At 44.0% G+C, this 15,619-nt stretch carries 11 protein-coding genes; all 11 read right to left on the reverse strand.

All coding sequences use genetic code 11. The annotated features are described in order from the left end of the window. Positions 1 to 45: 45 nt before the first annotated feature. The 11 genes from BMF08_RS04390 to BMF08_RS04440 all read right to left on the reverse strand — a co-directional run bounded on the left by BMF08_RS04390 (position 46) and on the right by BMF08_RS04440 (position 15,618). A complete protein-coding gene (locus BMF08_RS04390; protein WP_072571158.1) occupies positions 46 to 1,014 on the reverse strand; it encodes an SUMF1/EgtB/PvdO family nonheme iron enzyme in 969 nt (322 codons plus the stop codon). Then, complete coding sequence (locus tag BMF08_RS04395) at positions 1,011 to 1,979, reverse strand: formylglycine-generating enzyme family protein (RefSeq protein WP_072571157.1); 969 nt, start codon at positions 1,977 to 1,979, stop codon at positions 1,011 to 1,013. The genes BMF08_RS04390 and BMF08_RS04395 overlap by 4 nt, the downstream gene beginning before the upstream one ends. Then, positions 1,976 to 2,932 (reverse strand): formylglycine-generating enzyme family protein, encoded by a 957-nt coding sequence (locus tag BMF08_RS04400; RefSeq protein ID WP_072571156.1) that lies wholly within the window; start codon positions 2,930 to 2,932, stop codon positions 1,976 to 1,978. The genes BMF08_RS04395 and BMF08_RS04400 overlap by 4 nt, the downstream gene beginning before the upstream one ends. Continuing rightward, the gene (locus BMF08_RS04405; RefSeq protein ID WP_072571155.1) at positions 2,932 to 5,241 is read right to left on the reverse strand and encodes a hypothetical protein; all 2,310 of its coding nucleotides are present in this window, start codon (positions 5,239 to 5,241) and stop codon (positions 2,932 to 2,934) included. The genes BMF08_RS04400 and BMF08_RS04405 overlap by 1 nt, the downstream gene beginning before the upstream one ends. A 14-nt stretch (positions 5,242 to 5,255) precedes the next feature. Further along, entirely contained in the window at positions 5,256 to 7,775 is a 2,520-nt protein-coding gene (locus tag BMF08_RS04410; protein ID WP_072571154.1) for a type VI secretion system Vgr family protein, read from the reverse strand. An 85-nt stretch (positions 7,776 to 7,860) separates the two neighbouring features. After that, on the reverse strand, positions 7,861 to 8,322 hold the full coding sequence (locus BMF08_RS04415; RefSeq protein WP_234007211.1) for a putative T6SS immunity periplasmic lipoprotein: 462 nt from the start codon (positions 8,320 to 8,322) through the stop codon (positions 7,861 to 7,863). Next, positions 8,316 to 8,867 (reverse strand): type IV secretion protein Rhs, encoded by a 552-nt coding sequence (locus BMF08_RS04420; protein WP_072571152.1) that lies wholly within the window; start codon positions 8,865 to 8,867, stop codon positions 8,316 to 8,318. Before BMF08_RS04420 ends, BMF08_RS04415 begins: the two co-directional genes overlap by 7 nt. Before the next feature lie 1,190 nt (positions 8,868 to 10,057). Continuing rightward, positions 10,058 to 10,492: a hypothetical protein gene (locus BMF08_RS04425; protein ID WP_234007212.1), complete on the reverse strand. Its 435-nt coding sequence runs from the start codon at positions 10,490 to 10,492 to the stop codon at positions 10,058 to 10,060. A gap of 108 nt (positions 10,493 to 10,600) precedes the next feature. Next, positions 10,601 to 13,249, reverse strand: a complete 2,649-nt coding sequence (gene tssH, locus BMF08_RS04430) for a type VI secretion system ATPase TssH (protein ID WP_072571150.1) — start codon at positions 13,247 to 13,249, stop codon at positions 10,601 to 10,603. A gap of 155 nt (positions 13,250 to 13,404) precedes the next feature. Further along, the gene (locus BMF08_RS04435; RefSeq protein ID WP_072571149.1) at positions 13,405 to 13,896 is read right to left on the reverse strand and encodes an Hcp family type VI secretion system effector; all 492 of its coding nucleotides are present in this window, start codon (positions 13,894 to 13,896) and stop codon (positions 13,405 to 13,407) included. 15 nt (positions 13,897 to 13,911) lie between these two features. Next, entirely contained in the window at positions 13,912 to 15,618 is a 1,707-nt protein-coding gene (locus BMF08_RS04440; protein ID WP_072571148.1) for an OmpA family protein, read from the reverse strand. Position 15,619 lies beyond the last annotated feature (1 nt).

Consider the following 15,619-nt stretch of genomic DNA (forward strand, 5'->3'; position numbering starts at 1 on the left):
AGTAGAAAAAGTTAGAATAAAAGCGTTACAACACATCAAGGAAATTTATTTTATTGGATCCGGAGAATTAACGACGCAACGTACTGTTGTGCTGGCTGGATAAGGATTATCTTTTATTTTGTAGCCTCGAAAAAACGTCAACCCGACATCCCCTGATGGATCAGGATTATTTCCCCCACGTAAAACTTTGAGGTATTGCCCACTATCATCATCTTTAATAACCGGTTTTGCGGGACCCTGAGGGTTTATTACCGGAGACCGGCTATAATAATCAGGATCGTACCAGTCCAGCACCCACTCATATCCATTCTCTGCCATTCCAAATAATCCTATCGAGTTTGGAGGGTATTTATCGACAGAGAAATTAATTAATATACTATTTATTCCAAGAGAATCCTCCACAAGGTGACGATCTACATCGGTGGCATAATTTTCGCCTCTACCGTCTTTAGCATTACTACGCCAGACGCCATTATCCGTCGAGACCAAGATATATTGACCTCGACTACGTGCCGCGTACTCCCATTGCGCTTCTGTAGGAAGCGAAAAAGGTTGTCCGGATTCTTTTCTCAACCAGTTACAATACTCATTAGCTTCTGTCCATGTTACTATGGCCGGACTTCTTTTGAAATAAGTCATATCAGACAACATTTCGCTCTCAAATTTATGTGCAAAAATTTGCTCTGACAACCCAGCAATTTTCAGATAGCATTTATAATCTTCATGCGTCACTTTGAACTTGCTTATTGAATAACCAGTTAATTCAACTTCGTGTAGCGGTTTTGTGTCTTTTTCTGATGAACAATAAGGCCCACCATTGCGCTCTTTTTTACAGAAATCTCCCATCCAGAATGTTCCGCCTTTGACATACACAAGGTCTTTTTTTACACGCGTGAGATATTGCTGTAATTCTTCCTGCTCTTGTGGAGTACGGTTTACTACCTGACTGGCATTGTCGCAACCACCGATTAATAAGAAAAGAAACAGGCTACAATTTATGAATTTTTGGTTCATTTTATCGGGTGCGGAGAATTAACCACGCAACGTACTGTTGTACTGGCTGGATAAGGATTATCTTTAACTCTGTAGGCACGATAAAACGTGAACCCCACTTCGCTACCTGGGCCAGGGGCCTCACCGCCTCGCAACACCTTAAAATATTGGCCAGTGTCCTCATCCTTCATTACAGGGTTATTAGGACCTCTCGGATCTTTTCTTATTGATCTTTTATAATACTCATCATCATACCAGTCAGTTACCCATTCATACCCATTATCTGACATGCCATACAATCCTAAAGGTGAAGCAGGAAATTTATCTACAGGGAAATGGACTAGTGATCCATTTATTCCGTAAGTTTCTTCCACTATGCGGCGATCCCCATCTGTAGCATAATTTCCCCCTAATCCAGTACTGGGATTATTCCGCCATGTGCCATCATCCGTCGCAATTATTATATATTTCCCGCGACTGCGTGAGGCATATTCCCATTGCGCCTCTGTAGGCATTGAAAAAGGAAGCCCTGTAACTTTTCCAAGCCAAGAACAGTAATTATTTGCTTCTGTCCATGTCACTACAGCAGGACTATTATCAAAGTGAGTCATCGTTGCCAGCATCTCCTTTTGATAATTTTCATTTACATACTGATCTGGCAAACCCATCGCCTTTAAGTAGAAATTATAATCTTCATGAGTCACTTTAAACTTGCTAATGGAATAACTACTAAGCTCCACTTCGTGCAAAGGTTTTGTATCTTTTTCTGATGAACAACAAGGGCCGCCATTACGCATTTTTTTACAGAAATCTCCCATCCAGAACGTTCCGCCTTTAACATACACAAGGTCTTTTTTTATACGCTTGAGGTATTGCTGTAATTCTTCCTGCTCTTGTGGAGTACGGTTTACTGCCTGACTGGCATTGTCGCAACCACCGATTAGTAAGAAAAGAAACAGGCTATAATTTATGGATTTTTGGTTCATTTTATTGGGTCCGGTGAATTAACGACGCAACGTACTGTTGTACTGGCTGGATAAGGATTATCTTTAATATTCGATGCTCGACTAAAAGTAACGCCTTCTGGCGCGCCGGGTACAAGATGATTTACAGCACGTAAAACTTTCAGATATTGTCCAGAATCATCATCTTTGACTATAGGTTTATCTGGACCTTGAGGATCTTTTTTTGGGGATTTTTCATAATAATAAGGGTCATACCAGTCATGCACCCACTCCCAACCATTATCAGCCATACCATACATTCCAAGTGGAGTGGGAGGATATTTATCTACCGGGAAATGTATAGAAGTACTATCGATGCCTAAATCCTTCTCTACTGCCCACCTATCCTCATCTGTAGCGAAGTTTTCACCATATCCTGTTTTTTCATTTTTCCGCCAAGAACCATCATCTGTTGCCACTAAAATATACTGACCGCGCGCACGAGCCGCATATTCCCATTGAGCTTCCGTAGGAAGCGAAAAAGGCATTTTAGTTTCTTTTTTTAACCAATCACAATAATTAAAAGCCTCAGTCCATGTAATAATCGCCGGACTTCTTTCAAAATATATCATATTATAAAAAATTTCATTGTAGCTTTTCTTTTCAAAATTCTTTTTTGGCAACTTTTTCATTTTTAAATAGAAGTCATAGTCTTCATGAGTTACTTTAAACTTACTAATGGAATAACTCTCAAGCTCCACTTCATGCAATGGTTTATTATCCTTTTCTGATGAACAATAAGGTCCACCATTGCGCATTTTTTTGCAGAAATCTCCCATCCAGAACGTTCCGCCTTTGACGTAGACAAGCTCTGATTTGATTTTATTGACAAACTGTTTAAGTTCAGCCTGTTCGTCAGCGGTAAGTTTTTTAGTTTCCGTTGCATTATCACAACCGCTAACAAATAATAACAGAACTATAAAATAAATACGCATCAATCATTTGCCTCCCATTTTTGTTTATATTCAGAGTTAACAGGGCCAAAATGACATAAAGAACTATAAAACGGATTATCATCACAGTGTAAAAAGTACTGTTTAGTGCAATTAGGTGAGAACGCATAACCATAAGCTGGATTTTCTTTAAGCCGTTTGAAGACCTGATTGAATTCTCTCAGTTCTAACTTATCAATAATATCCTCTAACTCCTTGTCTTTGTTAAAACCTATTTGTAAAAAATTTCTTATACTTTCTTCGGCCTGTTTGACTACTGCATCTTCATTACCGGGGAGCGCTGTACCATCCTTGCTAATACGAGACAACACTTTTTTCCATTCGCGTTTGGTCTGAATACTGGACAAAACATATAATACAGCGGTTTTGCGTTTTTTATTTGTATCAGGTAGAAAACCATCGCCCTGGTTGTTAATATCAATACGATCATATGCGCCATCTTTAGTAAGCACATAAAGTGCAATACCTTTTGCTTCTGGAGAAAATAAAAAGACGCAGCCAGGATCCTTGTTTATTAAAGATGCAAAATCATTACGCTTAGTTGAATCACTTCGAGCCTTCATCAAACCTTTCGTCATGTCATCAATAAAATCAACAAAATCCTTCTTCACACCTTCTAATTCTGCTCGCATTTTATTATAGTACTTAGAGTATATTTCAGCGCCGCCCATAACAAGTATATAGGTAAGTGCTTTAAATGCATCATCTGCAATTATAGTTAAGTGTCTATAATCGATACCATATAATTGGTATATCACCCAAATAGCAAACTCTCCAAACAATTCGGGTGAAACCTCTCCCTCTACTTCACCTTTTGCTCCCGGGCCAAGACATATGCTTCCTTTAATATGAAATCTAAAGCGGCCTTTTACGAAGCGGATCTTAAACTCACCACTTAATCCCACGCCCAGTTCCACATCCCCGCCTACCTTCAAACAAGCAAAATCCTGAAACTCTCCCGTTTGGTCGTTTTGTTTCTCTTGTGACTGCTTTACAGATGGCAGGATTTGTTCCAGTGCTGGTGAATCCATGCCAAAGGTATGCAGCATACTGGGAAGCTCATCGACCAGTGAACTAAAAGGCTTTAACCACTGCAGAGCGCCGCCAAGACTGGCTCCAGCCTTTGCGCCACCAAATGCTTCTGCTTTTATTTCCAGGCTTTTTGGATTCTCCTTGCTATCTTTGATCTTTACCCCATTCTGGCGTTCACTAAAAGGGACTCCTGGCGTACGGTTCCCCATCAGCAACTGTTTTTTATTGTATGTTACAAACTGAAGGTTGCCTTCGGCCTGCGCAGAAGCTCCAACATATCCCGTCAGCTCTCCGTCAATTCTGGCCCGTAAAATCCCTATATTGGCTTCTTTAGTATCATTGACCATAAACTTCAGGGGCCAGCCTGTACGATCCGGGACATAAAGCGTTGTATTGAGTGTGCCAGAACAGAGCGTCAGACCAGAATGCGCTTCTCCCTTAATCTGTACCGCTCCTGTATCCGGGTTCCAGGTATTAAGCGTGGATGCATTCGCCGTAAACCGCAGAAACTGCGCCCCGGCTGAAACATCAATATAGTGGCCTTCTTTATTGTATGCGCCTGACTCACTGTTCCATGCGTCAGCCCATTCTGTCAGCGTTGCCTCATAATCCACATCAGCACTCATCGTCATGGTGCTATCCATCATTTGTTTAATGGTATTTTTTGCTGCTGCCAGTTTTGTCTTTAACGAATCGATATCGATTCCGATAATATTTCCATCATCATCTTTCTTGAATATACCATCATCAGCAGAAACATCGACAGGAATAATTATTAACTTATCTTCGAATTTTTTAAAATCGCACTCTTTAATATATGAATAACGACGTCCATACTTACTTTTTTTAAGCGGTTGCAGAGGAATTAGCTCGACCACTGCTGAATATCCCGTTTGCTCATTAAAATCGCCTAACTCTTGCTGTAGCTTTTCAGTGGCAGACTTAAGCAAAGCCTCTGTGTTGGCGATCTTAGCCTTGTATTCTGATAAATCATTTTGGTTTGCAATATCCTTTTTTCGGATACCGTAATTTTCAATCGCCTCAGAATAATTAGCTTTTGTTTTATGATGCTCATCTATCAATAGGCAAAGTTTATCCATTGCCTTTTCAAAACCGGCAACTTCAGCTTCATCAATGAATATTAGTTGTAGCGTTTCGGTTCTGAAATAACACTGGCAAGACTTATGGGTAACGACCTTCACATTACTTTCGGATTTACTTAGTTTGTGTTCGGCTGCAGCTTTCCCTTGCTCACTCATTTTTCACTCCCTGGTTATTCAAAGAACAACGTTATTGCCTTAGGATCAATGCCATAATGTGCCTGCGTGTAGCCATTTGCATCCGTTGCACCACGGATAATCTGCCCATCCTCGGTTTCAATTCTGTATGGTATATATGGCTTTGGCTGTTTACTAACTTCATCAACAATCTGAAAACTACCATTCATTGGGTTATGAAACTGCGGGTCGCTTACCGCAACAGGAGAGAGAGCTTGTTCAAGTGAAGCAATTCCTCCCCAGAGAATATTCATGCTTTTCAACTCTATTCTCCCCGGCGCGCCGATTTCTACAGATCCGTCTTTTATTTTGATGTAAGCACCGCCCTTACTTGTAAGCGTTATTCCTTCAGCCGCATTAAGGATAATTTCACCATTAACACTATTCATATTCATCGTTTTATCTGACTGCAATCTCATAGCATCAGTTTGCGCCTGAATATCGACTTTCCCCCTGGCCGCAAATATTTTCATTCCCATTTTATGTGCAAACAGACTGATGGCTTCACCTGCGGCTACCGTAAGCTTCCTGAAAATAGTCATATCGATATTTTCCCCGGCTGTAGCGGTCAGGGAATGTCCGGCAGAGAGCTGGATATTTTTTGGCGTTGTTAAACCAATTCCCGCCGGTGCTGATGCCAACAACCCTGCACTCTGTAGCTGAGAAAGAGCACGATTAAGCTCCCTTTGAGAAGACGTATCAGCCTCCAGCGCACCCGATACCTTTGCACTTTGCGCCAGAGCGGTAACAAGTTGCAAAGCATCTTGTAACTGCGCTAAAGCCGCCCCCATATCTAACATCTGCCCCTGCGCTTTAGGTTGCGCATCAGCGCTCAGAAAAATGCCTTTGCCACTACGAATAGAAATCCAGTCATCCGTCCGCAGTTCCGCTCCTTCACCACGCAAACCACGCGCGGCATCAACGTTATGCCCGAGATTAAGCTGTGTTTTACCGCCATACTCGGTACTGAGCTTGATATGCTCCTCGCCACGCTTGTCTTCCATGCGGAACTTATTGTTGGCAGGGGTACGCATCACATTGCGTGTATTATTCTTTTCTGTCACATGATCGACGTGCCGGGAGTCGTGCAGGGCATGGGCGATGTATGGCCGATCCGGGTCACCATCGTGGAATGCAATAGCTACTTCTGTGCCCTGGATTAGCGGGAAGTGAAATCCGTATACGTCACCGCCGTAGGGTTTCGCAAGGCGGACGGGCATGCTCTCCTGGCCCTGAGCTTTGTCGTCCTGATCGGCGTCAAATTTTACCCGGTACAGTCCGGCTGCATCCTGCCAGGCATAAATGTCGTCTGCCCTGGCGCTGGTGACTCTTGCCATCATCGTACCGCTTATTGTAGGACGGGGTTTTAACGGTGGACGCCAGCACAGGGTTTCGCTGTAAGGCACTGCGGCAAGCGTTACCTTGAGCGCATCTTTTCGACTGGCCATAAATCCAGTGCGTATCACGACCATCGGTAAGCTCAGTAACTCAGGTAATGTGGAGGGAACGGTATCGTCCTTTACCGTCAATACCTGTGCAGGTCGCAAGGTTACATCTGTACTGAAGCCGGTAATAAGGGTCTGATCTGCCAGAAAGCGTTCATGATCAAGACGAGCCAGGAAATTAGCTGTTTCAGCAGATGGATCATTTTTATCGCCGGTTTCAAGATGGCGTGGTTTGTAGTGATAAACCTCTCCGTAGGTTATATCTGCCCCGTCGCGGCGCGTCATATCCGCTCTGGCGGACTGCAACACTTTCTGCGCTTCGCGATGATTATAATCCTTCGCTATCACCCCCGCCTGAACCACATTATGCTGAATGTTCAGCCCCCACACCGACTCCTTTGCGTTATCACTCATTCCCGACGGGCTGTTCAGAGGGAGTGTTTTATCAAATTCATAGGCACTCTGTTTATCCGCAAAGTGAACAACTTCGGTATGAGTATCTGGTTGCAAAGTAAAAAAATAAAATATGCCTACCTCAGAAAGTAACCTCTCAATAAACGCCAGGTCGCTTTCCTGATACTGGTTGATCTGCTCACGTTTGGGATAATTTTGTTTGAGATTGAATTCGTATTCCCAACCTTTGAAACCATGCTCATCCAGGATCTGTGCCACTACGTCAGGTACGGATTTATTGACAAAGAAGCGATGAGTACGTATTTGCTTACCCAGCAATGCCAGGAAGGGCTCCAGAGTAATAATATATTGCGCCTCGTCGTTAGAGCCTGATATCCGACGAAAGTCGCTCACAATACCATGTACTACTTTATCTTCCGTTAGGCTGTGTAACAGACCAATGCCCATAGTAAGACTGGCAGGTTTTCTCAATACCTGGGACGCATCAATATCTTTATCTGGTGTGGTGAAAACAATAGTGTAATAATACACCTGACTTAATACCTCTCGGCCGCTGAATTCCTCCACATCAAGTTTGGAAGTACATGAAGGAATAACAAGTCGAAAGCGGTTCAGCGTTTCATTAAGCAAAGTTGAATTCTGATCAATGATACTCATGGTTTTTACTCCATATACTTACCGGGATTTTAATTATTTAAGGATAGAAAATTTATTCGAATCGCCGTCTAATACTCATGCCTTTTTATTGACTTAATTCATCATAAGGTCTGGAGATTTCATTATCGGCAGGTATCATATTATAGATTTTGCCATCCGCAACACCCAAGACAACCACCACTTTTCTTGATTTTTCTCTCTTTTGTTTTGACGTTAAAGTATACTCAACAATGAATTGTCCTTTATCGGGGAAATCATAAAAAGAAGGGGGTATACATAACTCCCCTTTAATAACAGTCAGGGCAGGATTAAAAATAATTCTTTTATTTATTGAAAGCGTCCCTCGCGGATTGATAGCCATATCTACCGGCTGATAATCTTGCGGATCTATGACTTCAAAGCAGACATCCTTGCCTTTAACACTGACCTCTGCGCTTTCATCAAATTCCATCCTGTCACCTACTCCAGGACAACCCGTAAGTGTACTAAGGCTGAGGAAAATCCCCCCTACTAAAAAACCAGAGCGGAATTTTGATAGTTTCACCATGGGAATCCTCGTAACGCCTCCCAGTATTTTTGCCGAACGACTGCTTCAGCAGTTTCTCCATCAAGCGTCACCGCGGGGTATTTATTACTCCACAAACGATACCACACTGCATATCCATGGGTTTGCAAAGTAAAATTATCCGCAATAATTTGTGCCTGTTGCTCCATGGGATACTCACTCAACAACCGACCGTCAAGCATATATCGATAAGAAACCAGCCAGCTAATCAAGCCTCTTGTAATAACATGCATTCCCTTCGCACGTTGCCATACGTGACTCATTTCATGAATAAACAGGTGCTGAATATCATCCGTGGACAGAGAGAAATCATCTCTATAAAAATCACGAAAATAGATTTCACCATTAGGCGCCATCGCAGTTTTTTTATCCTGAAGATTAAACGGTAAATAGCTTTCCTTATGGATCCACACGGTGCTGTAGTCTATAGTGGACTTAAAAACAGATTTAGCCAATTTTATCTCACCAATACTCAATAGTCGGACTCCCCCCTCATTAAATTCATTCTTGTTTTTCCTATTCATCATACACCTCCAGTGCAATCCCTAACTTAACATCTTATTTACATAATGAAATAAAAAATTCAAATAATATATTTTAAAAACACAGTGAAAATTTCATTGATAAAAAAGGTACGGAGATCTTAAATAAAATTTGATCAACTATCTTACGACTTCATCCTTCGTAAGTTGAATAAGCCTGACATCCACATTTTAAAAATTAACTCCTGTAACTATAATTGTTGAAGAGCTATATGATGACAATACATATTCAACTAAAAACTGTCCATGTTCAGGAAAAAGGAAGAATGATGAAGGGATACATAATTTCCCGTTCAACGTTTTAATTTGCGGATTAAATTACACCTTCTGGCGACGAAAAGATGTTCCTCTGGGGTTGATGGAAATATGGGCTATCTGATATTCGACTGTGCCTTCGACCCAAAAATAAAACTTATTATCAATAATATTTAATTTTGCTTCTTAACGAGGAAGAATACTATCTCCTCCCCCCGGACATCCCGTCAGTACTAATATTGTTAAAAGCAATACCAAAAATTTTACAAAAAAAGTTTCAATATCACCACGAAAAGCCTCTTAAGATTTTTTTGTAAAGATCCCATATGGCATCTTCACCAAGATCTTCATCTAATGAGTCACTCATAACCTTACCTCTGGACAATCCAGGTATCAGACTTTCTTTCTTAAACGGCAAAGCCTTTTGACAATAATTTCTTACTGAGCACATGCAGGATTTAAGGCTATTAACATTTAACCTAACTACGGGAATAAATGAGTATTTAGAAAACGCTCTAGATATGAGGAAATGCAATTCGATTGATTATATACCCCAGAAAAATTAGCAACATCGAAGCTCCACACCAAAATAAAGAATCTTCACTTTTTGAGAAAAAAAAGAACCAAACAGTAAAAATCAAACCAAATGTAACCAATGCTCCTGCGACAGCACAGGCGAAATATGAAAAAACAAAAACTACAACCTTTTTTAAGTTCATAAACCACCAAAGAAATACTTGCAAAGATTATCAAAGTCTGCTTGATTTTTGTCATGAATGTCGCAGACTGCTTCAAATGGTCTCACAATATCCTCAACCAAATAATATAATAGATCCAAGTTTCCCATATATTTTAATTTATAGTAAAAGGAAGGGTTTCTGTCACGTAAGTATCGTGATACATAAATCGCTCAGGATGCTTCAGCACCGACTGTAAGTATAGCTCCAGCATCTGTTCTTAAAAAAAGCCGTAATAGCATGGTTTGTTAATATCTTCCCCAGATTAACCCCAAAGAGTTGTGCAAATAACGCTTTGCCAATAATTGTGCCAGTAGTATTTTTAATCATACTAACAACTTTTTCTATATCTACGCGTGATGAAAACTCATCCATAAAGTCACTGATGATTCTCTCTAGTATTTCTTTATTGATGTTGTCAGATTTTACAAGCCTGGCAACTCTAATCTTATCTTCATAATTTTCTCTGCGATCCTCAGTATGCATGAAATCATAGCCAAGATAATATAAGCTGACAGGAAACGAGATAAAACCCTTAGCGACTGCGCCTAAAAAACCTCCCCCATCCACGTTGATTGCTTCAAGCATATCTTGTGCAATTTCTTTTGCGCTATCCATGAAAATTCTCCACACTGCTTCAAGAGATGGCTACAACATATTTATAGAAATTAATTATTCAGGATAATAAATAACCACCATGCATTTTTACTGTATCATCGGCACGCTCTATTCAGTTACTCCATGATCAAATTCCAGCACAATCCCCGCTTCTTCATTCCACCCCAGTGTCAGATTTTCGGTACGTACCTGCTCAGCCTTACGTTGCAGTAATTGCTGGCTCAGCACGGGCAGGATTTGCTGGTTTAGCAAACTGTCAATATTACGCGCACCGGTATCCGGCAACAGGCAGGCGGCGACCAGCGTATCGTAAAGGCTTTCTTCAATAATGCAGGACAGCCCATAATGCCGACGCAGACGGCTCGCAACCTGGTCTAGCTTCATTTTCACGATAGTACGCAGCGCAACAGCAGTAAGGGGACGATAGATCAACGTTTGAAAGCGCGCCAGCAACGCAGGCTGGAAGTGATCGCGCAGGGTTGGGCGCAACAGCTCGTGCAGTTGACTATCTCTCGCATCCGGCTGTTCATCCAGCATTTGCATCAATGCATCACTGCCGAGATTGGCAGTCATCAGGATCACCGTATTGCGAAAATCAATTTCACGCCCTTCGCCATCGCGCATAAACCCACGGTCAAAAACCTGATAAAAAAGGTTTATTACGTCACGGTGTGCTTTTTCAACCTCATCAAGTAACACGACGCTGTAAGGGCGTTTACGTACGGCCTCAGTTAATATGCCGCCCTGCCCATATCCGACGTAGCCCGGAGGCGAGCCTTTTAACTGGCTAACCGTGTGCGCTTCCTGATACTCCGACAGGTTAATAGTAATCAGCGCTTTCTCACCACCAAACAGGCTGTCAGCTAAGGCAAGGGCGGTTTCTGTTTTACCCACCCCACTCGGCCCCACAAGCAGAAACACCCCCAACGGGCCATTTTCAGGCGTCAGACCTGTTTTCGCTGCCCGCAGACGCTGCGCCATATTTACCAGTGCTTGATCCTGCCCAACAACGCGCTTGCTTAAATGGCTCTCAAGCATGAGTAAGTCGGTCTGCTCATCTTTTAACAAGCTGCTTAAGGGCACACCTGTCCAGTCAGCAATTACGGTTGCGACGGTACGTACGTCTACATCCAGCGAAAGTAGAGGAGCACCATTCTGTAATTCAGTAAGCTGCTGTTGCAAACTGCTAATTTCAGCCTGACGACTGATGTCCTGTCGTGTTGCAAGCAATTGTTGAGTGAGTGTTTTTTCTTGCAGATATTGAATGTTTAGTACGTTACGTTGCGCGATGAGTTCATTCGTAGACTTTTCAATTTGTCCCAGCCGTTCATTAGAGCCACTACTGCCCAATGCAATATCTTCCAGCAATGCTTGCTTTTCTGTTTCCAGGGCGCTGATTTGTGCCGCAAGCCGGATTAACGTGTCCGGAAGGGTATCCAGGCTCATGCGTACGCGTGCCGATGCGGTATCAAGCAGATCGACAGCTTTATCTGGAAGCTGTCGCCCGGTGATGTAGCGCCGGGACAGGCTAACCGCTGCCTTTACCGCTTCATCAGTGATATGAACACCATGATGTTGCGCATAACGCGATTTCAAACCGCGTAACATCAAACACGCAATTTCATCATCCGGTTCATCCACTTTGACTATCTGAAAACGGCGCTCAAGTGCTGCGTCGCGTTCAAAGTACTGTTTATATTCGCTCCACGTGGTAGCCGCAATGGTGCGCAATTCACCACGCGCCAGGGCTGGTTTAAGCAAATTTGCTGCATCAGCCCCCCCGGCCTGATTACCTGCACCGATGATAGTGTGGGCTTCGTCGATAAATAGCAGTACCGGCCATGGGGAGTTTTGAACCGCATCAATGACATTTTTCAGACGTTGCTCAAACTCTCCTTTTACACCAGCACCAGCCTGTAAAAGACCAAGATCTAAGGTACGTAAACTGACGGTTTTCAGGCTATCCGGGACATCGCCATCAGCAATACGCAGCGCAAGGCCTTCCACCAGCGCGGTTTTTCCCACTCCCGGTTCGCCAACCAGTATTGGGTTATTTTTTCGACGGCGAGAAAGTATATCCACCATCTGGCGGATTTCATTATCACGACCAAATACCGGATCAATCTGCCCAGCTCTTGCTTTGGCGGTTACGTCCAGGGTGAATTTATCCAGCGCAGCCTGTAATGCTTCGCTTAAATTATCGGAGGAGATCCCCGTATTTTTTGGAACGTCACGCGCAAGAGTTGAAGGCATCTGGTCCAGAATCTCCTGCTGTTGCAGTTCCGGACGTTCATCTGACTGGGCATCGAGTAAAGGTTTCAGACGCCTTATTTGAGTTTTGCTAAGGCTAAAAAGTGGCCATAACCCTTCACAGCTCAATAATCCCGGCTGAGAAAGAAGCGCTTCCAGCAGGTGTACACTTCTTATATGCGGGCTATCATCCTGCAACGAGGCGGCAAGCCAGGCGGCCTTGATCAATGCTTCGAGATTGGCGGACAATTGCGGACGAGTTTGCACCGAGCGTGGCGAAGCATCCAGATGCCCCAGCAAACTTTGCCATATACCGTCCATGTCCCACTCGTAGCGACGAGCCAGAACCGTTATATCGCCCTCGCCCATCTCAAACAGCTTTAACAGCCAGTGTTCTATCGTAATTTCAGCATGCGCCCGTGTCTGGCACAATGTGGCTGCGGCTTCCAGCGCTTTAGCGCAGTACGGATTAATACGACGAAGCAAGACTGCTGACTGATGTTCCATGTTCACTTCTCCTTGAGTGCCTATGCTACCGCCCGTCGCTATGAACCAAAGCGCATCAGGTCGAAATAAAAACTTGTATTTGTTTTCTGAACTGCCTCGCTACCAGGCCGCTCAGAAAACAAAAACAGCAGACGGCTCGCCGTCTGCTGCAGGTGTTATGCGGTGGTACGTTCATTCCAGGAGTCGGAATGAATAATGTTGCCGTCTTTATAGGTCCAGGTGATTTTTTCGTAACGCAGTTCAATCATTTCCAGATGGTTATGTTTTTCCATCGCAGGATCTTTGATGTCATGCATTTTCGGTGCGACTTTCACCAGCTTGACGTTTTCCAGTTTGGTGTTGAAATATTCAACTTCCTGACCCGCGTCGTTGATGCGATACCATTTAAATTCGGCGGATTTAAGAGTCTGCCCGGTTGTTACCGCTTTATAGAGATACGGAGAGGAGGAATCGATTTCTTTGGTAAACAGGAAGGGGGTATGAATGCGTGTACCCGTCAGTTTGCCAGTGTTGTTGTCCGTAGGAATGTACAGGCTGTGATCCTGTGCCACGACTTCAATGCTGCCTTCACGATCTTTAACGTCAACAGACCCTTTGATATCCGCGCCGCCGTCGTCTTTAAGCCAAAGATAAATTGGAATTGCCATTATTTATTTCTCCATTTATTGCATTAAGGTGTCACTTACATCCGGTGACACTGCTTTTTTCCCTGGTATCCGGCAGGCGTTTACCTGTGGAACCAGACTGATTTCGACGCGGCGGTTGGCTGCCCGGCCTTCTTCCGTGTCGTTAGTTTTCAGGGGCCGTGTTTCGCCATAGCCCTGGACGGCAAAACAGCTTTCAGGGATCTCACCCGTATCCCGCATCCAGTCACGTACCGACTGTGCTCTCTTAAGCGACAAAAGCTGATTAGCAGTTTCATCTCCGGTATCATCGGTATGCCCCGCCACAACAATTAACCAACCTGGACGGCCTTTTATCCCCACCAATGCGTTGATCAATACTCTGGTGGAGCCAGCTTTGAGTTGCCATTTCCCGACGTCAAACAACGACAGGCTGTCCAGACTTATCGTCCTGGGCCCCTGTACGATTTTCTGGACTACTGGAGGCGGTGCTGCCCAGCTGTTGATTGCAGCTTGTAAAGGGGCTATCAATCGCATTCCCTGGTATAGACCCAGCGACAGACGCATCGGCGCTCCCGCTCTTAACCATTCATCCAGCAAATGAGCATCTGCACGCAGTTGCTGCTGTGCATGAACTTTAGGTGTAGGAGGTAACGGAGGAAGGCGGTAAAAAAGTGACAAGTGATCCCCAATGCTCTGGACCAGGCGCTGGTTATTAAGAAACGAAGCCAGCATCGCGAATAACAAAAATGTTCCAAAAAGTAGACCAATCTGTTGCCAGACTTGCATCAGGCGGGACACGCCATTTCGACGAGAAAGATACGGTAGCAAAACATCTGGCAACGGGAGGTAATCCACAGCCCCGGTTATTGCAGGCCGAAGGGTGGTTATGGCTGTGATGTGTGCCTGCCACAGGTTATTCTCTACTCCTTGAACAGGTGTTAAGCAGCACCCCCAAACACAGGGGATTAGCGGCGGGAGTTCACCTTGTTTATGTCCTGTAACATTCGTGACGTGAATATGAAACCAACTTAGAAGGCTTTCTACCGTCAGTATGGTGCTAAGTCTTTTATGACTCTTTTCACTATCCCTCAGGTGACTCCATTCACGCAGAGGCATTACACCAGCCCCCGCTTCGCGTACATGAATACCCATTTGAACTGGTGTCACCGTAAACCAACGTTCTGCCTCTTGCGAGGAAGGTTCAGACGGCGAAAGCCAGCAATTGATCCAGACAGGAGGAATACCGGAAAACCATGCTTTACACTGCACAATGGCCCGGTGCCAGGCACGTAGCGACTGAGTGAGATCATCCAGTCGCTGATGGTGCTCTGGCACAAGTGCGAGCAGCACAGAAATTCGCGCAATAAGTGCTGGTCGTTCAGTTGCAAGATGTTGGGCAAGAGCAGGCAAGTGTTCTGGCAACTGCACCGCCAGATACCAGCCCTGCCGGGCTTCCCGAAAAGATACGGATGGAGAAAACAGAGATGTAGTATCTCCACAAACTAACACTACAGCACCAACAAAATCTTCAGGTGGTAAATCGATATGGCTGATATGAGCATAGGCAATGTGATGATGGTTATCTCTGCGCCAGAGTACATACCCGCTTATGGTACAGAAGATAATAACTGCCATACTGAGCGCAGTGCGGCTACTGGTGGCAAGCGGCCAGAAGCCAAGGATCAACCATAGCGCCAGAGCACTACCAGTAAGCAGCAGCAATGATTGAGTTAATCTACGCATA

It is taken from the genome of Enterobacter sp. SA187 (assembly GCF_001888805.2).
GTDB lineage: Bacteria > Pseudomonadota > Gammaproteobacteria > Enterobacterales > Enterobacteriaceae > Enterobacter_D.